Below are 24,335 nucleotides of genomic sequence, written 5' to 3'. Positions count from 1 at the left end.
CCGCCTGAAGTATGCAGCAAGTTTTAAAATCATATCTTAAAAAGTTAACGAACCTTACTGGTCAGAATAAGTCGTTGCTGATGCTCAGACTTACAGCATCTGACCTGGATTTGCATGATCTTGATTTTGCATATCAAAAACCTTCCTTTGATATTATAAGCCAACTTATCGCAGGTAAGACAGAAATAAATCTTTGTGAAATAGCAGACAGCCGCAATGAAAAAATAAACGAGGCCAGCTCCAGACTTAAAAAGATACAGAGACAGGATGCCCTTGTATTTGAAGAGCGTGGTGCGAAAGATCTGTACATTGGTTATCCTTTTGTAAAAGGCAAACTACTGGATGGCACATTGATCAGATGTCCATTGCTTTTTTTTCCTGTTAACACCTTTCATAATGGATTTACCTGGAAACTTGAATTCAGAAAAGATCTAAACATATCCTTTAATAAAAGTCTTCTGCTTGCATACATCCACTTCAATAAAATAGCACTTAGTGATGAGTTGATTGAAGAAGATTTTGATGATTTCAGCAAAGATCCGCTAGCCTTTAGAACGGCTTTATATGAGTTGATTAAAGATAGTCCGCTCTCTTTAAACTTCAATCAGGATCTAATGGCTGAGAAACTTTCTTCATTCAAAGAATACACCAGAGAAGATTTTGAAGAAAATCATTTCAACGGTGAGTTAAAGCTATTTCCTGAAGCGGTCTTAGGGATGTTCCCTCAAGCAGGATCTTACCTTGTTCCTGACTACGAATGCATCATAGAAAGAGATGAATTTAAAGATGTCAGCACATTCTTTGATACAAGAACCAATGCATTAGATGAGATTCCAGTTTCCACCAGCGCTAAAATAAAAGAAGAACAAACCTTCACTCCTTTTCCTCTTGATGGTTCACAGGAGAATGCTATCAAGGCTGTAAAGTCTGGCAGATCTGTTGTAGTGCAAGGACCTCCGGGAACAGGCAAGTCACAATTTATCTGTAACCTCATCTGCGACTTTATAGCAAGGCGAAAAAGAGTATTGCTCGTCTCTCAGAAGCGTGCAGCTCTTGATGTAGTATATGAAAGGCTCCGTCAAACAGGGGCTGATGCCTTCCTCTGCCTTGTTCATGATTTCAAAAATGACAGGAAAGAGATTTATTCTAAGATAGAATCTCAGATAGACAGGCTTGATGAATATAAAACAGAAAACAGCAGTCTTGATGCAATGTCACTTGAACGCAGCTTTCTGCAAATTAGCAGAAGGATAGATCAGCTTACCGAAGAACTGGAGAACTATAAACAAGCTCTGTTTGATGAAAAGGAGTTTGGTATTTCTGCTAAGCAGCTGTACCTCACAAGTGATCCAGAAAAAGAGATCATAGATTTAAAGGATGAATACAAATACTTTTCACAGCAGTCCCTTTCTCCATTTGCTACAACATTAAAATTTTATTATCAGTACAATTCTTTCAGGCAGAACGATTATGCTTGGAAGGATCGAATATCCTTTGCCAATTTATCAAATGCAGATCAGAGGGAGATAAAAAAACTTATTGATAATATTCCTGTCTATGTCACAGACTTGCTTAAAGAAGCTTTAACACTGACAGGACAGTCGTTAACACCTTCCGATATAAATGTAGTTTCAGATAATCAGAAGGATATTGCCATACTCCTTGAATTATTAAAAAACGATGACATTTTTGAGTCTTTTATTTTTCTTCAAAACAAAAAACCGGATAAAAGCTGGCTGAGACAAAAAGAACAGGAGATTGAAAATTGTTTATCTCAAGGTGAAATAGAAACAAGTATTCCTGATCAAAGGCTTCATTCTATTCTTCCAGTGATAGACAAAGCCAGAAAGGCACAAAAGAACTTCTTTACAAAAATAATCTGGTCTGTCTTTTCTAAAGACAAAACAGAGGTTGTAAGAATTCTTACAAGCAACAGATTAAAGCTTGATAGTATTGGATTGGAAGAACTATCCAAAAGAATAGATGATAGAATCCTATTTAAAAAAATCACCAGCGAGCTTAAAGAATGTTCATGGCTTGCAAATATGCCCGAATCTATCAACATTACAGCTTTTAAAAATTGGTTCAACAATTTGCACCAAGCTATCGAGGCCAAGGAAATCCATAATAAATCAGAATTAAAAAAATACATCTCTGTAAATTACTCTCATGGCGACTTTATCAATAATTGGGAAAAACTGATAGCTTTAGCCAATGCATATCAGGAAGAACGGAAGTTATGGCTGAATTACCTGACATTGGCTCAAACAGAAAAAATTATACGAGACCAGGCTTTTGCTGAGGCCTTGCAATCAAGCTTAAGGAAGGACTTTGATTATCTTAAAGAAATGGATGAGCTTGAAAGCACTCTTGCTTCTCATGAAAGGTCTGTCCTCCAAAAGCTTTTGTTGCAAGAACCTGAGAATGCAGATAAAGCTCTTGATTTATTTAAGAATAGCCTCTATCTGCAATGGATTGATCATATAGAAAATAAATATCCGGTATTAAGGACTGCTGGTACTTTTAAGCTGGAACAATTAGAAGTAGAACTTATAAGCTCCATTGAGGCCAAGTTAAAAATCAGCAAGGACATATTGCTTTTAAGAGCCAAAGAAAGAACCTACAATGCGGTTCAGTACAACAGGCTAAGCAACAGGGTAACTTATAGAGAACTTAAACACCAGGTTAGCAAGAAGAAGAAAATTTGGCCATTACGAAAACTGATCCAGGAATTCCATGAAGAGCTGTTTGAGTTGATCCCATGCTGGATGGCCTCTCCTGAATCAGTCTCAAGCATATTTCCACTTGACCCGCTGTTTGATGTAGTCATCTTCGATGAAGCTTCTCAATGCTTTGCTGAGCGTGGTCTGCCTGCTATGTACAGAGGTAAACAGATTGTAATTGCAGGAGATGAAAAGCAACTTAAACCTGCAGATCTTTATCAGGTCCGCTTTGATGATGAAACGGAAGACCATCCTGATACAGAAGCAGAATCTCTCTTGCACCTTGGCCAGAACTATCTGATACAGGTATATCTCCAAGGACACTATAGAAGTAGAAACAATGCATTGATTGAATTCTCCAACAATCATTTTTATAAGGGAAGGCTAAAAATGATTCCCGATAAAAATGATCTTAATAATAATGATACTGCAATAAAATTCATTAAGCTTGATGGAATGTGGGAGAAACGTGCTAATTACGAAGAAGCATCTCATATTGTAATGCTTGTCCAAAAGTTGCTTAAAGAAAAGAAAAGCATCGGTATCGTTACGTTCAATTACACACAAGCCTCTTTAATTCAGGACTTGTTTGATGAGCAAACAGCTTCTGGTGCAATGACATTGCCTGATGATTTCTTTGTTAAGAACATAGAAAATGTGCAGGGAGATGAAAGGGATATAATTATCTTTTCAATTGGTTATGCCAAGGATCAGAAGGGAAAGTTGGCTATGCAGTTTGGAGCATTGAATCTGGATGGTGGCTCTAACAGACTAAATGTAGCTATTACCAGGGCAAAGGAGAAGATATACATTGTTTCAAGTATACTTCCTTCAGAAATGGATGTAAGCAGTGCAAAACATGAAGGACCGAAGTTATTGAAAGCATACCTGCAATATGCCCATACCATCTCGGAAAGTAAAGCAAAACAGAATATTTCAATACTTAATAAGACTTCAGACGCGCATCTTTCTGCCATAGTCAAGAACCTGACAGAGAATGATCTTAAGGGTAAGACAATCACAAATGAATTTACATTCTCTGATCTTTCAATTGCTGAAAACAATCAATATCGTTCATTGGTATTAACAGACGATAATATATATTTTCAATCTGTTTCCATAAAAGATTTTCATGCCTATCTGCCAATGACCTTGAAAAATAAAAACTGGAGTTACATTAAGCTTAACAGTCGTCAGTATTGGTCTGACAGAAATCAATTCAAAGAAAAAATAGTAACGTACATCAAACATGCTTAAAATAAGTATTATTGCTTCTCTGGCAACGGTGACTAGCTTGCTTAGTCCGGTGGAAAAAGACTGCACAGGTTTTGGATTTCAGGAAGTTGTTTACACCTTCAAACAAACAGGTACTATGCCTCCACAGGTAAATGAAAGCTCCAGCCTAACCTATGGATCTGCTAAAGACTTATTTTATACCAACAATGATTCAGGAGGAAGACCTATAGTATATGAAATAGATAAAAAGGGTACACTTAAAGATTCTATAGTAATCCCTGATGCCAATAATATAGACTGGGAAGATCTGACACGGGATGGAGCAGGTAATCTTTGTATAGGAGATTTCGGTAACAATAACAATAAGCGTAAGAATTTAAGAATATACAAATACAATCCGGTTTCAAAATCCACAGATATCGTCTTTTTTGCTTATGAAGATCAGGAAAGCTTCCCTCCTCTAAAAAGCGAAAAGGACTTTGACTGTGAGGCTTTCATTTGGTATAAAAACAACTTTTATTTATTCTCCAAAAACAGAAGTACCAATCCAGTAAAGGTTTATATTATTCCGGACAAGCCAGGAGAACAGATTGCAAAGAAAATCGCTGAAATACCGCTCGAAGGAATGATTACAAGCGCTGCGATTAACAAAGACAACAATCAGCTTGCATTATTATCCTATGGAAGAATTTATATCTTCAAATCAGATAATCAAAAGGATCAGCTAAGTCTTACTCCCTTATACTGCACTCCATTTGCAATCGGTATTCAGTCAGAAGGGTTAGAATATTTAGACGGCAATAAACTGATCATTTCTAATGAGCAGGGAGATATTTTTGAGGCAGGGACAAATAAACCTAAGGATACAGGGAAGTCAAAGACAGGAAGTCAAAAGAAATAAAAAAGGGTTAATGAAGGAAAGTCCTTCATTAACCCTTAATATTTTTAGCCCTTTTACGGCAAAATAACTTATAGCAATTTAGAGATAATATCGTCAACCGAAACTCCGTCAGCTTCTGCTTTAAAGTTTCTGACTATTCTATGTCTCAATACAGAAGGTGCAATAGCTTTAACATCTTCTATGTCCGGAGAATATTTTTTATTCATCAAAGCATTACATTTTGCAGCAATAACAAGGTATTGAGATGCTCTTGGTCCCGCTCCCCACTCAAGATATTTTTTGCTTATCTCAGGCGCATGTTCGCTTTTTGATCTTGTCTTGTGAACCAGCTTTACAGCGTATTCTATTACATTATCAGGTACAGGTACTTTTCTTACAAGATCCTGGTAAGCCAGAATCTGATTTTTATCAAGAACTTTATTAGCAATAGGACGATGGGCTGTTGTTGTATTCTTAACTATTGAAAGCTCTGACTGATAAGAAGGGTAATCCAGAAACAGGTTAAACATAAATCTGTCCAGCTGCGCTTCCGGAAGAGGATAGGTACCCTCTTGCTCTATCGGGTTTTGCGTAGCAAGTACGAAAAATGGCTTCTCCAGATTATAAATGTTACCGGAAACAGTTACTGAAAACTCCTGCATAGACTCAAGCAATGCAGACTGAGTTTTAGGGGGGGTACGGTTTATTTCATCTGCCAGAATGATATTGGCAAAAATAGGTCCTTTTACAAATTTAAAATTTCTGTTATTGTCAAGGGTTTCAGAGCCTACAATATCAGAAGGCATCAAATCGGGTGTAAACTGAATACGTTTGAAATTCAGATCCAGCACTGATGCGATAGTATTAATAAGCAATGTCTTTGCGAGTCCTGGCACACCAACCAACAGACAGTGTCCCTGACAAAAAATTGCTGTGAGAACAAGATTTACAACATCCTCCTGACCTATAATTACTTTAGAGATTTCAGCTTTAAGCTTTTTACTCGTGTCAAAAAATTCATCTGCCAGAGCCACTTCAGATTTTTGCGCTTCCATGTTTATCTTTTTACTGGGTTATCATCAATTCACAGTCCTTAAATTCTTCATCTATATCAATAAATACTTCTCCTTTATTTTTATCAAACCATTTATTGACAGCATTATTTTTTTTCTCAGCAAGGGTTGCTTTTTGAATTTTCTGGTAATCATCAGTAAGGTTTGCCTGATGAGGAGGTGTTTTACTCTTATAATAAACTATTTTCACAGCTTCTGTTCCATCTTCCATTTTAAATGGAATAGGATGGGTAATTGTCCCAACTTTCATAGTATCAATAAGGAAGAAAACCACAGGATCTAGTTTTTCCATTGGAATATGAGAGCTTCCTGTTTCCTGATCAATAAAAAGGCCACCTGAAGAGTTGGTTCCTTTATCTTCGGAAAATTTCTTTGCTGCTTTCTCAAAGCTGATACTATCGTTTAAGATTGCAGTCCTTAAACTATCCAGAAAATTTATTGACGTATTCATGTCCTGAGAAGAGGATGTTGGCTTTATAAGAATATGTCTTGAATTAAATTCATTTCCCCTTCTTGCAATCATTTGAATAAGGTGAAATCCATATTCTGACTCAACAATTCCGGAAAGCTCTCCGGCTTTAAGTTTCAGAGCAGCTCCTTCGTACTCTGGAACCAGCTCCCCTCTTTTAAAGAAACCTAACTCTCCGCAGTTTTTTGCAGATCCTGGATCCTCAGAGAAAATTTCTGCCATCTTACAGAAGTCTCCACCTTCTTGAAGTTTGGCTTTGATCCGCTCTAATTGCTCTTTGGTCTCATTCTTTTTCTCTTTACTTATTTTGGGGATCACTACAATCTGTCCAACTTCCGCTTCAGTTGAAAAATAAGGTAGACTATCTTTTGGTATTTCATTAAAGAACTTCTTCACTTCACCAGGAGTAACTTTTAAATCTTTGGTGATGTTATCCTGCATCTTCTGAATAATCAGTTGTTCTTTTACCTGAGCCCGCAGTTCCTTTTTCAGGTCATCAATGCTTTTGTTATACATTGCAACAAGCTTTTCCTCAGATCCGATCTGACTGATAAAGTATGCCATTCTTCTATCAAGTTGTTCATCAACCTGAGCTTTTTCAACAGTAACAGAATCTATTTCAGCTTTTGCAATCAGAAGTTTATTGATAATGAGAGTTTCTAGTACTTGACACTTGAGCTTATTAGCATCGCTGACATTCTCCTGATTAGCCAGAACCTGAAGATAGTTCATCTCAAGCTCCGATTTCATGATAATTTCATTATCAACTTTTACTATTATTTTATCCAGCACCTGAGCGGCGCTGTATTCAGATCTCAGAGATAAAAGTATAAAAGCAAAAAATACTAAAAGTTTTATAGTGTTACTTGATTTTGATTTCATTGTTTTCCTTTGCCTGCTTATATAAATTTTCTTCAAGCGATTTAATAAGATTAATTTTTCTTTGATTCAGCAATGTTTCTCTTATTTGATTACGAGCAAATTCATATGGAGAAATCTGCTCGCTGCTTTTATAATCCTTGATTTTAATGAGATACAAATTGCTATTATCAGCCCGCTCCCCTAAAACTGTTTTTTCCAGAAATTGTCTTTTTCCGGAGATCTCATCAAATGGAGTATTTTTTATAATCTCGTCAAAATTATGCCAAAGAGAATCTTCCACAATATAAAAAGAAGCCAGACGAAGGCAAAGCAATCGGAGCTCTGTTTTATCTTTTTCGCTATTGGATGCCAGTAAAGATTTGATTTTATCAATTTTGGGAGCATCCTTAGGTATTTTTATAAAAGTACCTTTAAAAATATTCTCCCTCAGTTCGAACGATTTGATATTCTTTTCATAAAAATCCTGTATTTCTTTTTCAGAAATTAAAGTATCCAACTTTTCACTAACATAGTGTTCTTTGAAAGTATGGATAAGTAAAGACTCTTTGTAGTCCTGTAATTTTTGATTGATATCTTCATTGCTTTCGTCTATAATAGACTCAGCATGGCTTAAAAGTATTTTCTGAGTTGTCCATTTTTGGATATAAGCATCTGCGAGGGCAGCGCTGTCGGGCCCGTGTAGGCCGGATATAACGGATTCCAGTTCTGAAGGGTAAAGCGCGTAATTATAAACGCGTGCAAGAGGTTTGTCTTCAAAGTTGTCAGCATCCTGGTTTTTCGTAACGAAGAGCTGACAACTTTGAGTGACAAATAATATTACAACTAAAAAGATTTTGAAAATTATTCTCAATTCTTTGTTTTTACTAGTTTCTGAATCTCAGGTTCATTAATGGATACAGGATATTTCTTCTTCATATCTTTGATCCACTCTTGCTCAAGGTAAGTCTGATAGTCAGAGATTGCAAGACCTCTAGATTCTTCAAAAGTTTTTGCTCTTGGCTCTTCTACTTTATTGATTTTGATTAAGTAGATTCTACCGTCTTTTTCAATCTGTGAAGTTCCTTCTTTCCACTCTATAGAATTAAGAACTTCGTTATCGCCTTTCTGGAATTTACCTTCAGTTACCTGAAGAGTTAACGGAGCATTTTGATTGAAAGTATTTTCGAGAGATTTCTTTGATGTAGAATAAACAACCAAGCCTACTTTTCTATCAGCATTCTTTTCAGCTTCAGTTTTCTTAGGAGTACCTTTTCCTAGATCTTTTAATATGATACGTGTTGAATCTACACCTTTATTCTTTAGATAGTTATAAACACCTGCACCTCTCATTAGAGAAAGTGTAGCTGGTTCCTTTGCTTCTGCCGATGCAGAAAGCTCAAGCACCAAATGCTTATCCTTCAGTAACTGACTTACAATTTTATCAAGATCTTTTTTATATGATTCTTCAATATCTGAAGTATTAGCTTTATAGTTAATTGCTGATAACTTCTGATCTTTAACTTCAAATTTACCTTTAGAAAGCTCAGCCTTCAATTTATCTAAAGTAGCCTTATCTTTCACATTAAAGATAACAGCATCTGCTCTTCTGTCCCATTTGAATTTATCTCTATTCTGATTGAAATAACCTTTTAATCCGGTAGTATCTTCAATTGCTTTTGACCATACTTTTTCATCCATTAACTGGAATAATAGAATCCCATCTCTGTATTCTTTAACAAGCATTTTGTAATCCACATATTTGTCAGCAAGGTGAGATTCTTCATAACCTAGCAATTGCTGATCTGCATACTCTTTGTAAAGCACTTTAACATACTGAGCGGCAGAAGTATTTTTTCTTGGTCTTTGTCTTTCTTTTACAAAAGTAAGGAAGTCGTTAACAGTATAGTTTTGTTTACCGACATTGAAAAGCACAGGATTGTTTTTAGCATCTGGAGTAAAATTCCATTTACCGTCTAGCAGAGTAGAATCTGTTTTGCTAATAGCAAGTTCAAGAGATTTAGCATTTTCAGTGAAATTGTTTTCTTTTTTCAGTCTTTCAATCAGTCTGGTTTTATTAAGCTCTGATCTTGAATCTTTAGATACTTTAGCTTTTAATGTAGGTTCAAGTTCTTCAAAAGGCTCAAGACCTTTTTTCTCAAGAAGTTTGATAACATGCCATCCATAAGGAGTCTGAACAGGCTTACTTACCTGATTAACTTCAGCTAGTTTGAAAGCCGCATCTTCAAAAGAAGGAATCATACGACCTGTAGAAAACCATTGAAGTTCACCACCTTTTGATTTAGAGTTAACATCATCAGAGAACTGATTTGCCAATTGGTTCCAGTCTTCACCCTTTTGAACCCTAGCGTAGATCTCGTCAATTTTTTGTTTTGCAGCCAATGAGTCAGCTTCAGCAGTTCCGGTAGTAGCTCTCACCATGATGTGGGCAACTCTAACTTGTCCTTGAGACTTTCTCTTGTCTTTAACCTGAATGATATGGTATCCGAATCTTGTTTTTACAGGCTGAGAAATTTGTCCTACAGCAGTTTTATAGGCAGCATCTTCAAAAGGATAAACCATTTGAAGCGCAGTGAAATATCCAAGATCTCCACCGTTAGTTTTAGCAGAAGGATCTTGAGAATATTGTTTTGCAAGTTTTTCAAAGCTTTCTCCACCAAGAGCCTTTTGTCTGATTTCATTAATCCTATTAAATGCAGCCAAAGTATCTTTAGGATCAGCATCAGGATTAACATTAATCAGAATGTGAGAAGCTCTTACCTCCTCCTTCATTCTTTCATAAGCCTCTTTAATTAGCTGCTCTGTTACACCTTTTTCAGTAAGATAAGGCTGAGCGAGCTGTTTTCTGTAGCCTTCCAGTTCCTTCTTGAAAGAAGTAGTTGTGTCTATACCTAGAGATTCCGCCTCTTTGACCTTCAATTTAAAATTGATATAAAGGTCCAAATACTCTTTGATGCTTTTTTCAGTGTAGGCATCAGGAGAACTTGAATTGTTTTTGTTATAGACATAAACAAATTCATTTTCATTTACCGGCTGGCCACCGATAACAGCTACAGATGGATCTGTGGCAGTTTTTGAAGTTTTTTCGGAAGTTTTACAACCTGATACAATCAGGGCAGCTGAAAGAAATGCTACAAAACTTTTTTTCATAAATTTTTGCGTCTTTTATAAGAATACTGGTTCCAGTAAGTAAAAAATAACATAAGAAACTGAAATTTTCTGCTGAATTTTAGCTTAAACAACGCTTGAATCAGGTAAAAAATTTCAATTAACTCTTTTTACAGGCGCAATTTTAGTGATTTTTTTTAAAAAAAATTAGTCCGGAGCAGGATAAAGTAAATTAGATAACCGTAAACCGGCTGAAAAACAATTAACAAATTGTTAATTTTTTAAATAAGCGATATACAGTGTGGTCTTTTTCTTTAAATACTTCTATAGAATCCATGATGCGGTTGACCAGCATCAGGCCTAAACCGCCTTTTCTCTTTTCTTTTACAAGCTGATTGATATCCGGCTCACTGTATTGAGTATGGTCAAAAGGGGCTCCAAGGTCAGAAATTTCAAAAGTGAGACCATCACAGGTTTCTGAGATTAGGAGATTAAGGTGAAGGTTTTCGTCGCAGTTATTAGAATGGATAATACGGTTTGCACAAATTTCATCAACAGCAAGTACAAGCATATTCACCTCAATCTCAGGCAAATGAAGATCAGTGAGGGTTTGAGTGACAAACCTTCTGATTTCTTTAAGACTTTCTTTTGTACAAGCTATGCGCAATTTATGATTCATTTATTAGTGTCTTCGCTGCTTCTTTCGAATCTACAATCTGTATCAGTTCATCGAGGCCCAGAATCTGAAATACATTTTTTACCTTCTTACTTAGATTAAACAGAACCATTGAGATTTTGTTATTTTCAAAGTCTTGTATGTAAGACATAAAGACTCCCAGACCAGCTGAAGATATGTAATTTAGATTGGTACAATCGATAAGAATTTTCTTTTCTCCTGCAGAAACTGCCTCAGAAATTGCTTTATCCAAATTGATGCACGAACTGGCATCTAGATCTCCTTCAATTCCTATAAGGTAAATTTCCTCTTCTTTCCCAATTGAAATATTCATTGCTTTTTACGGTTATTCAATAAAGTTGGTTTTCAGCTTATACAAATTTGATTATTAAGAATGTATAATCGTCGTGAAGTGCTTGAGTTCCTGTGAATTCGTAGAACTTTTCGAGTATTAAGTTGCTGATTTCCTTGGTATTTAAGCCGTGGTGAATATATAAAAGATTTTTTAATTTATCAAAACCGAACTCCTCGCCCGACTCGTTCATCGCTTCAATAATTCCATCCGTATATAAAATCAGAATATCTCCTTTATTATAGCTGATTTTTTTCTTTTCTATGTGTTTCGAATAGTCCTTATTTCTAATGATCCCCAACCCTAAACCTTTGCTTTTCAGATAACTTATTTCACCAGTTTGACTATTGAAGAATAAGGCCGGACAATGTCCTGCTCTAGCAATTTCGATAGTCTGATTTTCAGTATCGATACTCAGGAATGTAAGCGTTATAAAAGAGGACTTTTCCAATCCCCGGCCCAAGGCTTTATTTGCCTGAACCATGAATTCGTCAGGTGGAATTTCTGTCTGTACCAGACTTTGGAATACTCCTTTCATCTGGGCCATGGTAAAAGCAGCTGAGGTTCCATTTCCGGAAACGTCTCCGATTACCATCGCTATTTTCTTATCAGAATATTCATAAAAATCATAATAATCACCTCCTACTTCATCTGCCGCCTTTGTAAAAGCGGTGATTTGCAAATTGATATTAAAAATCAAACTTTGAGGTAAAAGACTTTTCTGGACTTCTTTGGCAATTTTAAGTTCTTCCTGATATCTTTCTGTAGCCACTGCTTCATCGATCAACCTGAAGTTTTTGATAGCTATACTCGCCTGACTCACAAAACTGCAGATGATATCAACCATCTCTTTATCAAAAGCATCCGTTTCGTTTTTAAGCAAAACAAGTGTTCCCAGCTTCTGTTTATGACTATATAAAGGGATAATCAACAAGGATTTGAAAGGAAGTTTTTGGATTCTTTCCGAATGCTCCAGGCTTTTCGCATCCTTTATATACTGAGGCTGATTATCAATATTGAAGTGATTCTTTCTTAGTACTTTTTTTATTTCGAAAACATCGATTTCACTTATCCCCTTGTTGATGAATGCTTTGAAATTGCCTTTTTCATCCACAATCTCCAGCCAGCCCGCATTGGCAAAAATTGTACTTAAGCTGCTGTCAATTAATATTTCGTGCACTTCATCTTCCTTATTTCCAAGCTGAATTGACTGGCTCAGCTTTTGAAAGATCATGACCTCCCCAAACTTCTGCTCAAAAACAGAGGATGTCGGAAGATTGAATAATAATACAAGAAGTGCTGAAAAACAGTTCAAAAGGATAAAGGAAGAAACCCCACCAATAAACAGATTCTGAGCAAGATCTATAATAAGGATCGTCCCAAAATGCTGTTCATAAATCTGTTGCAAAAAGGTAAAACCGATTACAATAATTAAAACAATCAGCAAAATACTCTGCCACTTTTGCTTGTAATTCAGGAATGCCACCCATTTAAGATTAAAAGAAAGTATCATTCCGAAAAGGAAGAGCGGAATTGCATACAGATAAATCTTAAAATTGAAAATATCGAAATAGGCGAAATTGGACAGCATGCTCAAAAGTGCCAGCAGCTCGAAAAGAAGCCAAATCATATTAAGCTGCTTACTCTTCTGATACAGAATCATTTTTTTCCAAACATAAAATCCATTGGCAAGAAAAACAGTTACCAGGGCTATATTAAAATGGTATATGAGGTTATTGAACAGCAGATTCTTTTTAAAGACAGGAGTGCCGAACAAAAACAACATAAACTTGACCAAAAGACTTATAAGAATGGTTGTTGCTCCGAATATGAATACCTGCCAGAGCATCTCTATAAAATTAGAGCTCTTTTTCTGACCGATATTAATTTTAAACAGAAGGAAAGTAAATAGAAAAAAAGACGTAAGAAGTGCATTTCTCCAAAAGTCTGTCAGATAAAAATCAAAGACATGACTCAGTGAATATAACGTCAGTAGATCCCCGACTACCAAGGCTAACCAACTGACAATTGAAATTATCAGATAAAGTTGAAAATATCCTTTAACAGACATTCGAAATCAGCGATCCTTTGAGTTTAAAAAAATTTCTTTTAATTCAATTTCTTTTAAGGCAAATCACCTTTTGAGTCGTTAAACACCGACTCAAAAGGTGAAATTAGCTAAAAGGTTTATAATCTTTTATTTTTTTATCTGGAACTATAGTTCGGAGCTTCTCTAGTAATGTGAACATCATGCGGATGGCTTTCTTTAACGCCAGCAGCTGTAATTTTTACGAATTTAGCTTTCTTAAGTGCATCAATATCTTTTGCTCCGCAATATCCCATACCAGCTTTAAGACCACCAATCATTTGGTAAATCACTTCCGACACCAGACCTTTATATGGAACCCTTCCGACGATGCCTTCAGGAACAAGCTTCTTCACTGAATCTTCAGCATCCTGAAAATATCTGTCTTTTGAGCCATCTTCCATAGCTTCAAGAGATCCCATACCTCTGTACGATTTGAATTTTCTTCCTTCGTAAATGATTACTTCACCCGGAGCTTCTTCAGTTCCTGCCAGTAAAGAACCAACCATCACACTGCTTGCACCACCTGCAATCGCTTTTGCAATATCTCCGGAGAATCTCACTCCGCCATCAGCAATGATTGGAACATTCAACTTTTCAACTGCTTTTGCAGATTCATAAACCGCAGAAAGCTGAGGCATCCCAACACCTGCAATGATACGTGTAGTACAAATACTACCCGGACCTATACCAACTTTAACCGCGTCTGCTCCTGCCTGTGCCAGACGAAGGGCTGCTTCCCCTGTCGCTACGTTACCTGCAACTACTTCAAGACCAGGGAACTCTGTTTTTATTTTTTCTACCGCTTGTATCACATATATTGAGTGACCGTGTGCAGTATCAAGACTTATAAGATCTACTCCTGCTTTTACAAGAGCTCTTATTCTGTCTATAAGATCAGGAGTAACACCAACCGCAGCACCGCATCTTAATCTTCCCAATTGATCCTTGCAAGCCTCTGGTCTTCCTTTTTTCTTAAGTATATCTTTATACGTAATAAGTCCGATCAGCTTATAGTTTTTATCTACAACCGGAAGTTTTTCGATCTTGAATTCCTGAAGAATCTCTTCTGCTTTTATAAGATCTGTTCCTTCAGTTGCAGTGATCAGATTTTCTTTGGTCATGATCTCACTGACCTTTTTAGTTCTTGTCTTCTCGAATCTTAAATCTCTGTTGGTTAAAATCCCTGCAAGAACTCCATCTCCCTTTATAACCGGAATACCTCCGATTTTAAACTCTTCCATGATCTGAAGTGCCTCTCCAAGAGTAGCATCTTCACTCAAAGTGATAGGATCCAGGATCATACCGCTTTCTGAACGCTTTACTCTTTTTACTTGATCGGCCTGTTTTTCTATGGACATATTTTTATGAATAAATCCGATACCTCCCAGGTGAGCCATGGCAATGGCCATTTCATATTCCGTTACTGTATCCATTGCAGAAGACACCAACGGAATATTGATTTGTATATTCTTGGTAAGTTGAGATGCAGTACTTGTTTCGCGTGGAAGGATTTCCGAGAACGCAGGTAATAACAATACGTCGTCGTATGTTAAGGCCTCAAAAAGGAATTTAGAAGAATCTAGAGACATCGCAAATAAATTTAAAGTATCTATTTGCCGGCCAAAATTAATTTAATTTTTTCAATATAAAAAGCTATTTAATAATAAATAAATTGGACTTTTTCTCTTTAGAAGTTCATTTAAGCCGGAAATATGTAAGTATCAATTCTATCTTTTTAAGAATAGTTCAATACACCGGCACATTTGAATCAATTTGTTTGGACCATGCGTGAATTCCTCCTTCCAGGTTATATAAATTTTTAAATCCGAACTCCTCTGTTAAAAACTTAACAACCATAGCACTTCTCATTCCCAAATGACAATATACAACTACAGGTATATTCTCAGGGATTTGATCCACCTGCTGCTGAATTCTGCTCACAGGAATAAGCTTACCACCAAGATTACAGATTTCATATTCATATTCTTCCCTGACGTCAAGCAAAAAGACTTGCTCTTTTTTATCCAGTTTTGTTTTCAACTCCTGCACGGTCAACTCTTTATAACCAGGTTCAAATTCAAGCTCTGGTAATTCACAGTTAAAATCATAATTACCAAGACTTGTGATAGCAAAGTTTTCTTCGTTTCTCTGAAATGAAATAGTCGACGACCTTAAGCTAAGCAGATCAAATATTAATAATTTACCCGATAATGGCTCTCCTATTCCTGTGATGACTTTAATTACTTCATTGGCTTGTAAGGAACCTATTACTCCAGGCAATACTCCTATTACTCCTACCTCTGAGCAGGATGGCATTTCTCCTGGCGCCGGAGGCTCAGAAAACAGGCAACGATAAGATGGCCCGCCTTTATAATTATACACCGAGAGTTGTCCTTCAAATTTAAAAATTGAAGCAGATACAAGCGGTTTGTTCAAAATGACAGAGACATCATTGGAAAGATACCTTGTTGAAAAATTATCTGTTCCGTCAACAATGATATCGTAATCTTTAAGAATTGTCAGTGCATTATCAGATGTGAGCCTTTCCTGAATCTCAATGACATTAATAAATGGATTTGATTTCTTTAATTTGGAGGCTGCAGTTGCGGCTTTTGACTTTCCAACATCTTCCTGGCTATATAAGACCTGACGTTGGAGATTACTTTCTTCAATGATATCGCCATCAATAATACCCAAAGTTCCAACACCAGCAGCCGCGAGGTACATCAGTACAGGACAGCCCAGTCCTCCAGCGCCGATGACGGCTACTTTTGCAGCTTTCAGCTTTTGCTGGCCTTCCATTCCAAACTCAGGCAGTATTATGTGCCTGTTATATCTTCTTAGTTCTTCGCTGCTGAACATAGATGTTAAATTTATTTATTGTTGTTTAGCCCGTAAGACGGACATAACATAATTAATAATCTGGTTTTTTTAATTTATCAATACCGATACGCGCACAAAAATTGACACCATCAATTGATTTCACTCTATTTGCTTTTCGGTCAATCACAATCCTTCTGGCTAAGACTTTATTATCATCTTTTGAATTATATTTTACAAAAATTGTATCATTCCTTAATTTAAAAGTTCCCTCAGCCCAGTTAACCCCGTTATAGAGCATTTCAAATTCACTTCCGGATTTATATAAATCCAAAATATGTAATTCATCAGATGCAGAAAATACTAAATCTTGCCTTTGCTGGCATGAGATTAATAATATGAAAATTATTATTGGTGCTATCCTTTTCATTTTAGATGGTTTAAAAAAAACAGAAAAGATCTGATTTCAATCTTAGGCCTCAAGGTTTCAACCTGTCTTATAACTTAAAACCTCATACCAAATCCATCGCCTGAAAGAAAAGGACTTGAGTGTGTTGTAAATTTCAAGGGAAGTACTTTAAGCTTTGTGCTTTACGCTTTCAGCTTTCTTAAAACTTACTACTTATCACTTACAACTTCATAAGCCTGATCCCAATCCTTCCAGACCACCTCATAGCCAAGATTTTTAATCATAGAAGCAACTTCCTGCGGTGTTCTTTCATCTGAAATTTCGAATTGTTCCAAAGCATCAGTATTAGAAGCATATCCACCCGGATCTGTTTTAGAGCCTGCACTCACGGTGGTGATACCAAGCTTGATAATGTTATTTCTAAACTTCTCGCTTTCTCTGGTTGATATAGTCAACTCCAATTCTTCATTAAAAATTCGATAAGCGCAAATCAATTGAACAAGCTCTCTATCCGACATATCTACCTTCGGCTCTTTGCCTGCATATGGACGAAGACGAGGGAAAGAAACACTGTATTTGGTTTTCCAGTAAGTCTTTTCAAGATAGTCGAGATGAAGGGCATTGAAGAATGAATCCGTCCTCCAGTCTTCAAGACCAATAAGCACACCAAGCCCAATTTTATGGACTCCCGCTCTTCCTAATCGATCGGGAGTATCAAGTCTGTATTCGAAGTTGGATTTTTTTCCTTTAGGATGATGGAATTTATAATTCTCCTCATGATAAGTTTCCTGATAAACCAGTACTCCATGAATACCAAGAGGAAGAAGCTTCTCATATTCGTCCTGATCCAGAGGCTGCACCTCCATAGAGATGTTTGCAAAATGAGGCCTGATCTGTTTGATTGCTTTTTCGAAATAATCAACACCAACAGTTTTATTTGCTTCGCCTGTTACAAGCAGAATATGATCATAACCATATGACTTGATGACTTCTATTTCTTTATCTATCTGCTTCTCTGACAGCGTCGTCCTCCTCATTGGGTTATCAAGGCTGAAGCCACAATAGGTGCAGATATTCTGACATTCGTTTGAAAGATACATTGGCACGAACATCTGGATCGTATTCCCAAATCTTTTTAGTGTCAATTCTCTGCTGAGCTTTGCCATCTCTTCAAGGAAAGGAGCTGCAGACGGAGATATTAGTGCTTTAAAATCTTCAAGATCACGTTTCTTTTTATTCAAAGCAATGCGTACATCTGCTTCTGTTTTAGAATAGATGCTTGCCTTCACTTCTTCCCATGAATGTTTTTCGAAAACGTTGAGGAAGCTGTTCATAATTATAGTTCGTCAAGAAATGCTGTAAGCGGGCTGCTTGCCACTGCTTCTTTACCTGATTTGCCCATCTTAGCTTCAAAAGCCATTCGTCCTGCTTCAACTGCCATTTTAAAAGCAATCGAAATTTTCACAGGATCAGCTGAAACCGCCATCGCTGTATTGATAAGAACCGCATCCGCTCCCATCTCAAGAGCTTCAGCCGCGTGACTCGGAGCACCTATACCAGCATCTATTACCACCGGAACTTTGCTTTGCTCAATGATTATTTCAAGCATGGCTTTTGTCTGCAAACCACTGTTAGAGCCAATTGGAGAACCTAATGGCATTACAGCTGCAGTACCAACTTCTTCCAGTCTCTTACAAAGCACTGGATCCGCATTTATATAAGGTAACACGATAAATCCTTGCTTTACCAGCTCTTCTGCAGCCTTTAAAGTTTCTATAGGATCAGGGAGAAGGTATTTAGGATCGGGATGAATTTCCAATTTGAGCCAGTTGGTTTCCAAAGCTTCTCTTGCAAGTTGTGCCGCAAAGATGGCTTCCTTAGCATTTCTTACGCCTGAAGTATTGGGTAATAAATTAAACTGACTATGGTTCAAGTATGGAAGAATTTCATCTTCCTGATTTTTCAGATCAATACGCTTTAATGCAACTGTTACAAGTTCAGAACCCGATGCCAGTAAGGCATCTTGCATTAACTGACCGGAAGAGAACTTGCCAGTACCGGTAAAAAGTCTTGAATTGAATGTTTTGCCTGCAATTACCAGTGGTTTCATATGATTAGTTATTGAAGCGACACTTTTTCTAAATGCTGAATAAAATTTCTCATTGCTGCAGCTTTGTTTTCTGCAGCATTGACTATAGAAGCTATGGCAACGCCATAAATTCCTGTTTGAAATATTCCATCAAGATCATCTTCCTTAATTCCGCCGATAGCAATGATGGGAACGTCTATCCCTGCATTTTTGCAGGAACTCAGGATTTGCTTATATCCTTCAGCTCCAAGCACAGGACTAAGCTTTTCCTTTGTACTTGTGAAACGGAAAGGACCAAGACCAATGTAATCCACGAACTGGCATTTGGATTCAAGATGAAAGAATGTATTAGCTGTACCTCCTATGATAAACTCCTCTCCCAGCTTTTCTCTTGCTTCTTCAGGATGCATATCATCATTACCCAAATGAACACCGTCTGCACCTATTTCTTTTGCAATCCTCACATTGTCGTTGATGATAAGTTTTGCATTGTATTGCTGACAAACAGCTAGAGTCTCTTCTGCAATCTTTCTCCACTCTGCTGTACCCTTGCCTTTCACCCTTAACTGAATCCAGTCTGCACCGCCTTTGCAAGCCTCTTCGGCAAGCTGTGCATGAGTGAAGCCAGGGATATTATCTTGTGTTATATAATGTATTCTTGAAATCTGCATTTTCTTTAACCTTTATGATTTCCCAGCAAAGTCTGATTACTTGCCAGAAATTTTGTAACATAGTCTTTGGCTCTGAGACTTGCTTTGAGCAAAGGATATCCTTTGGCCAGATTAGCTGTGATAGCCGATGAAAGGACACAACCGGAACCATGCTTGGGATATGGAACTATCGTTTTCGGTTTAAAAGGATAAACTTTTCCATCCATTGAAAACAGATAATCCCTTGCTTCATTTTTACTATTATGACCTCCCTTGAGGTAAACATTGCAAAAACTACTTAGATATTTACCTGCCTCTATCGGATCTTTATCAGGAACAAGAAACTGAATTTCATTCCAGTTAGGTGTGATCATATATAGAGCAGAACACACTTTACTAATTTTCTCCTGATTCTGATCAGCATGGAATGTAAAACCCGCACTTGCTTTTATCACGGGATCCCACACGATTTTGACTTTTGGATTATAGCCTTTTAATACTTCAACAAGTTGCAAAAGAATATCATAACTTTCTATCAATCCGATCTTAACAAACTCCACTTTGTATTCTTTCAACAACACTTCTATTTGTTGGAGTAAATTATCAATAGGAATCCATTGGTTGGCAAGAAATTCTTTGTCATTCTGAACAGTCAATGATGATACTACGCCCAGACCATAAACTTTATGTGTTTCAAAAGTTTTGATATCAGCAAGGACCCCTGCACCTGCACTTGGATCAAATCCTGCAATGGAAAGAACTTTTGTTCTTATTCTGTTCATTCTTACTGAGCCCTTATGGCCAACGTTTCTCTAAGCAATGTAAATCTTTGAACTGCTTTCTTTATATCTGAATCTTCTGCAAACTGCTTCCAGATCATTCCTAATACAACTACTCCTTTCAAGCCTGTATTTTGCAAGTTTGGAATGGTATGTTCATCAATTCCTCCCAATCCATATATAGTGGTATTATTTTCTGAAAGAAATTTACTTAACTCATTGAGGTTAATACCTGCTTTGTATCCTGACTTTGAAATACTATCAAACAGCGGACTGATAAACTGATAATCGGTTATCTCCTTAGCTGCTTTAAGATCTTCTACAGAATGACACGAACAACTTACCAAACGATTGCTTTGTCTGAATTTATTAATCAGTTTTAAATCCCTATTGTCTTTTTTGAATGCATCGTAACTGAAATGATAACCTCGCAAAGGAAATCTTTCTATAATTTCAGGCATACGATGGACGGAGATTCTATTGTAATAAGAAGGATTTATACCTTCTACATAAGACTCCAGTTCATGAAGAGTATAATAAGGCTTTCTGATATGCAATACTTCCAGACCTTCTTCAAAGAGTGCATGAAGTAAATCATGCTCTCTTTTTAAAAGTTGTTCATTCGTTATGACAATGAGTTGCATGCATTCAGGGAAATCTATATATAGATTTCGCCTCCTGTTTTCGTGAACTCAGAAGATTTCTCTTTCATTCCTACTTCAAGAGCTTCTTGTTCTGACAGCCCTTGTTTCTCAGCAAAATCACGAACATCCTGAGTAATTTTCATAGAGCAGAAGTTCGGTCCGCACATAGAGCAGAAGTGTGCCACTTTAGCTCCTTCAGCAGGCAATGTCTCGTCGTGATATTCTCTAGCAGTATCCGGATCCAGAGAAAGGTTGAACTGATCTTCCCATCTGAATTCAAATCTCGCTTTGCTCAAAGCATTGTCGCGGTATTGAGCTCCCGGATGTCCTTTGGCAAGGTCGGCAGCGTGGGCCGCAATTTTATAGGTAATAACACCATCTTTAACGTCTTTCTTGTTTGGAAGACCAAGGTGTTCTTTAGGAGTTACATAACAAAGCATTGCGCAGCCAAACCATCCTATCATTGCAGCACCGATGGCTGAAGTGATGTGGTCATAACCTGGTGCAATGTCAGTAGTTAATGGACCAAGCGTATAAAAAGGAGCTTCATGACACTCTTTCAACTGCTTGTCCATATTTTCTTTGATAAGGTGCATTGGTACGTGACCAGGACCTTCGATCATTACCTGTACATCATGCTTCCATGCGATCTTAGTCAGTTCACCAAGAGTTTCAAGCTCTCCGAACTGAGCAGCGTCGTTAGCATCAGCAATAGAACCAGGACGAAGACCATCACCAAGAGAAAATGCAACATCATAAGCTTTCATGATTTCGCAGATCTCTTCGAAGTGTGTATATAAGAAGTTTTCTTTGTGATGAGCAAGGCACCATTTAGCCATGATAGAACCACCTCTTGATACAATACCTGTTACCCTTTTCGCAGTAAGCGGAACATATCTTAAAAGTACACCGGCATGAATAGTGAAATAATCCACTCCCTGTTCAGCTTGTTCGATCAAAGTATCTCTGAAGATTTCCCAGGTTAGGTCTTCAGCTTTACCATTTACTTTTTCAAGTGCCTGATAGATTGGTACAGTTCCGATAGGTACAGGAGAGTTTCTGATGATCCACTCTCTTGTTTCATGAATGTTCTTTCCAGTAGAAAGGTCCATGATAGTATCTGCGCCCCATCTGCAAGCCCATACAGCCTTTTCAACTTCCTCTTCTATACTTGAAGTAACGGCAGAGTTACCAATGTTTGCATTAATTTTCACCAGGAAATTTCTTCCGATGATCATCGGCTCACTTTCTGGGTGATTGATATTATTTGGGATAATAGCTCTTCCCGCAGCGATCTCGTCTCTCACAAACTCCGGTGTGATAAAACCTTTAGGAGTATTTGCTCCGAAGCTGTGACCTGCATGCTGACAACCAGGGTTCTGAATTTCCTGTATTCTTTGATTCTCACGGATAGCAATGTATTCCATTTCTGGTGTAACTATACCTTTTTTAGCATAGTGCAGTTGGCTTACATTCTGTCCTTTCTTAGCTTTTAGTGGCTTCTTAATATGTTCAAAACGAAGATGATCAAGGTCAGTATTATAGAATCTTTGTTTTCCATATTCAGAAGAGATTTCCGAAAGTTCTTCCACATCTCCTCTTTTAAGAATCCATTCTTCACGAAGTCTTGGAAGTCCTTTTTTTACATTGATCTCAACTTCAGGGTCTGTATAAGGACCACTGGTGTCGTAGACTGTAACCGCAGGGTTTTTCTCTGTTTTATTATTATTGAATTTGAAAACAGTATCAGTCAGAGAGATCTCTCTCATTGCCACCTTTATATCATGGAAAGTACCTTTCACATAGATTTTACGTGATCCGGTATATGGATCTCTTGTGATGCTTTCTGCTGATGGAATTTTGTCTTTTCTCATATTAAAATGGTTAAAATATAAAGAATCAGCCTCCTTGCGTGGCTCTGATGATTGTTACTTTGTCTTGATCTTTGAGAGTTTGGCTTGCCCAGTGTTTCTTAGGTAAGACCCTGTCATTGATGGCTACAGCTACGCCTTTGGACTCTTTGATATTGAGCTGGTCCAGTAAGGAACTAAGCTTGTCTGATGATATTGGTGTTCTTTCGTTGTTGACAATCACTTCCATTTATTTGGAATTTAGTTGTATGCAACGATTTCAGGAGATTGGAGATAAAGAGAGAGGTCTTTAACTTTTCCCTTCGTCAGTACTAACTGAATCAGGTTCCAAGGGTATAATCTCAGCCTTTTCCGGCACCCCTAAAGTCGCTTGAAAGTAAAAATAAGTTAATTTTAATTCCTATCCAAATTAAACTTATTCTAATGCATAAGTCCTTGACACTGTATTTTGTTTAATTATTTATTTTTTATCTCCAGCAACGATCCGATCTTTTCCATTCAGGTCTTTAACAACCCGAATATTCTGAAAATCAAAAGATCTTAGCACTTCTGCTGTTTCTTTTCCAAGTTGTTCATTGATTTCAAAATAGATTTTACCGCCTGGTTTTAAAAGGTTATTAGCAAGCTTGGTAAGAGCTTTATAAAATATCAGAGGATTATCATCTTCGACGAAGAGCGCAAGGTGAGGTTCATAATCAAGTACATTGGAATGCATGAGTGCTTTTTCGCTTTCTTTTACATAAGGTGGATTGCTGACAAAAATATCCAGATTATCAGGAAGCATACCTAAATCAGGATTTAGAAGATTGTCCTGAATAAAGGTGACTGGAGTATTATTTAATTCAGCATTTGACTTAGCTGTTTGCAAAGCTTCGGTACTGATATCAACTGCAAATGTTTGTTCTGAATTTAGTTCAGCATTAAGACTGATGGCTATGCATCCACTTCCAGTGCAAGCATCAAGTATTCTGAGCTGTTGTTTCTTTTTATGTTCGTTGATAATAAGATGAACAAGTTCTTCTGTTTCAAACCTTGGGATCAATACATGTTTATTGACCTTAAATTTTCTGTCGTAAAACCAGGTCTCGCCTGTGATGTATTGGACTGGCTCTGCTGTGTTTATTCTTTTGATTAATGACGAGAGTTCTTCTTCGTTAACTTCAGTTGTTTTTTGATTGAGCAGTACATCTGTTTTATTGATAGTCCAGAAGTGCTCCATAAGAATGTAGGCTATACTTTCGGCTTCGCTTTTATCATAGACGTTGATTGCAGCAGAGATTTTTTTATGGAGGTCGGACGGAAGTAGTTGCACGGGTATTTTGGTTTGAGGAGGCAAGTTAGGGGAAAAATCTGATTATGTAAATTACTCGTAGAGACGACATGCATGGCATTTCTCTTGTCCAATTCATTATCTCTAACGCTATATTTTTAATTTCATTTCGCGATTTAACAATTAAAAAGTGCTATTTGACTCAATTTGAAATTTTCATTAACCTCCCAAATTTGGTAAATTAGTAGAAGAATTATCTTCAGATACAAAAGCCTACAGAAGTGATTAACAAGATCTGGAAAATAATAGAACCGCTTT

The 24,335-nt window shown here is 37.0% G+C and carries 20 protein-coding genes and 1 riboswitch; of the genes, 2 read left to right on the top strand and 18 right to left on the bottom strand.

The window, feature by feature from the left end; all coding sequences use genetic code 11:
- Nucleotides 1–11: 11 nt before the first annotated feature.
- The gene (locus J7604_RS07375) at nucleotides 12–3,980 is read left to right on the top strand and encodes an ATP-binding protein (protein WP_293893421.1); all 3,969 of its coding nucleotides are present in this window, start codon (nucleotides 12–14) and stop codon (nucleotides 3,978–3,980) included.
- Complete coding sequence (locus J7604_RS07370) at nucleotides 3,973–4,860, top strand: hypothetical protein (protein WP_293893418.1); 888 nt, start codon at nucleotides 3,973–3,975, stop codon at nucleotides 4,858–4,860. The genes J7604_RS07375 and J7604_RS07370 overlap by 8 nt, the downstream gene beginning before the upstream one ends.
- Before the next feature lie 68 nt (nucleotides 4,861–4,928).
- On the opposite strand, the gene J7604_RS07365 is transcribed toward J7604_RS07370, so the two are convergent.
- From J7604_RS07365 to prmC, 18 genes are all read right to left on the bottom strand, one after another.
- Nucleotides 4,929–5,894: a MoxR family ATPase gene (locus J7604_RS07365; protein WP_293893415.1), complete on the bottom strand. Its 966-nt coding sequence runs from the start codon at nucleotides 5,892–5,894 to the stop codon at nucleotides 4,929–4,931.
- A gap of 10 nt (nucleotides 5,895–5,904) precedes the next feature.
- Complete coding sequence (locus J7604_RS07360) at nucleotides 5,905–7,263, bottom strand: peptidylprolyl isomerase (protein WP_293893412.1); 1,359 nt, start codon at nucleotides 7,261–7,263, stop codon at nucleotides 5,905–5,907.
- Entirely contained in the window at nucleotides 7,244–8,113 is an 870-nt protein-coding gene (locus tag J7604_RS07355) for a peptidylprolyl isomerase (protein WP_293893409.1), read from the bottom strand. The genes J7604_RS07360 and J7604_RS07355 overlap by 20 nt, the downstream gene beginning before the upstream one ends.
- A complete protein-coding gene (locus tag J7604_RS07350) occupies nucleotides 8,110–10,410 on the bottom strand; it encodes a peptidylprolyl isomerase (RefSeq protein WP_293893406.1) in 2,301 nt (766 codons plus the stop codon). Before J7604_RS07350 ends, J7604_RS07355 begins: the two co-directional genes overlap by 4 nt.
- Nucleotides 10,411–10,630: 220 nt before the next feature.
- Nucleotides 10,631–11,047: an ATP-binding protein gene (locus J7604_RS07345; protein WP_293893403.1), complete on the bottom strand. Its 417-nt coding sequence runs from the start codon at nucleotides 11,045–11,047 to the stop codon at nucleotides 10,631–10,633.
- Nucleotides 11,037–11,378, bottom strand: a complete 342-nt coding sequence (locus J7604_RS07340; protein WP_028979816.1) for an STAS domain-containing protein — start codon at nucleotides 11,376–11,378, stop codon at nucleotides 11,037–11,039. The genes J7604_RS07345 and J7604_RS07340 overlap by 11 nt, the downstream gene beginning before the upstream one ends.
- Nucleotides 11,379–11,415: 37 nt before the next feature.
- Nucleotides 11,416–13,467: a GAF domain-containing SpoIIE family protein phosphatase gene (locus tag J7604_RS07335; RefSeq protein ID WP_293893396.1), complete on the bottom strand. Its 2,052-nt coding sequence runs from the start codon at nucleotides 13,465–13,467 to the stop codon at nucleotides 11,416–11,418.
- Between the two features lie 134 nt (nucleotides 13,468–13,601).
- On the bottom strand, nucleotides 13,602–15,074 hold the full coding sequence (gene guaB, locus J7604_RS07330) for an IMP dehydrogenase (protein WP_293893393.1): 1,473 nt from the start codon (nucleotides 15,072–15,074) through the stop codon (nucleotides 13,602–13,604).
- Nucleotides 15,075–15,231: 157 nt separating this feature from the next.
- On the bottom strand, nucleotides 15,232–16,347 hold the full coding sequence (gene moeB / locus J7604_RS07325; protein ID WP_293893389.1) for a molybdopterin-synthase adenylyltransferase MoeB: 1,116 nt from the start codon (nucleotides 16,345–16,347) through the stop codon (nucleotides 15,232–15,234).
- Nucleotides 16,348–16,399: 52 nt separating this feature from the next.
- A complete protein-coding gene (locus J7604_RS07320) occupies nucleotides 16,400–16,735 on the bottom strand; it encodes a hypothetical protein (protein WP_293893386.1) in 336 nt (111 codons plus the stop codon).
- Between the two features lie 188 nt (nucleotides 16,736–16,923).
- A complete protein-coding gene (gene thiH, locus J7604_RS07315) occupies nucleotides 16,924–18,048 on the bottom strand; it encodes a 2-iminoacetate synthase ThiH (protein ID WP_293893383.1) in 1,125 nt (374 codons plus the stop codon).
- A 2-nt stretch (nucleotides 18,049–18,050) separates the two neighbouring features.
- Nucleotides 18,051–18,824, bottom strand: a complete 774-nt coding sequence (locus J7604_RS07310; protein ID WP_293893380.1) for a thiazole synthase — start codon at nucleotides 18,822–18,824, stop codon at nucleotides 18,051–18,053.
- A gap of 8 nt (nucleotides 18,825–18,832) precedes the next feature.
- Nucleotides 18,833–19,474: a thiamine phosphate synthase gene (locus tag J7604_RS07305; RefSeq protein ID WP_293893377.1), complete on the bottom strand. Its 642-nt coding sequence runs from the start codon at nucleotides 19,472–19,474 to the stop codon at nucleotides 18,833–18,835.
- Between the two features lie 5 nt (nucleotides 19,475–19,479).
- A complete protein-coding gene (locus tag J7604_RS07300; protein ID WP_293893374.1) occupies nucleotides 19,480–20,235 on the bottom strand; it encodes a hydroxymethylpyrimidine/phosphomethylpyrimidine kinase in 756 nt (251 codons plus the stop codon).
- A 2-nt stretch (nucleotides 20,236–20,237) separates the two neighbouring features.
- Nucleotides 20,238–20,876: a thiamine phosphate synthase gene (locus tag J7604_RS07295; protein ID WP_293893371.1), complete on the bottom strand. Its 639-nt coding sequence runs from the start codon at nucleotides 20,874–20,876 to the stop codon at nucleotides 20,238–20,240.
- A 14-nt stretch (nucleotides 20,877–20,890) separates the two neighbouring features.
- Entirely contained in the window at nucleotides 20,891–22,750 is a 1,860-nt protein-coding gene (gene thiC, locus J7604_RS07290; RefSeq protein WP_293893368.1) for a phosphomethylpyrimidine synthase ThiC, read from the bottom strand.
- A gap of 25 nt (nucleotides 22,751–22,775) precedes the next feature.
- Nucleotides 22,776–22,976, bottom strand: a complete 201-nt coding sequence (thiS, locus tag J7604_RS07285; protein ID WP_293893365.1) for a sulfur carrier protein ThiS — start codon at nucleotides 22,974–22,976, stop codon at nucleotides 22,776–22,778.
- A gap of 51 nt (nucleotides 22,977–23,027) precedes the next feature.
- Nucleotides 23,028–23,119: riboswitch (TPP riboswitch) on the bottom strand.
- 88 nt (nucleotides 23,120–23,207) lie between these two features.
- Nucleotides 23,208–24,059: a peptide chain release factor N(5)-glutamine methyltransferase gene (gene prmC / locus J7604_RS07280; RefSeq protein ID WP_293893362.1), complete on the bottom strand. Its 852-nt coding sequence runs from the start codon at nucleotides 24,057–24,059 to the stop codon at nucleotides 23,208–23,210.
- Nucleotides 24,060–24,335: the final 276 nt, after the last annotated feature.

It is taken from the genome of Sporocytophaga sp. (assembly GCF_017745095.1).
Classification (GTDB): domain Bacteria; phylum Bacteroidota; class Bacteroidia; order Cytophagales; family Cytophagaceae; genus Sporocytophaga.
Note: the sequence above shows the minus strand (reverse complement) of the source record. Positions and strands in the feature narration are given on the sequence as shown.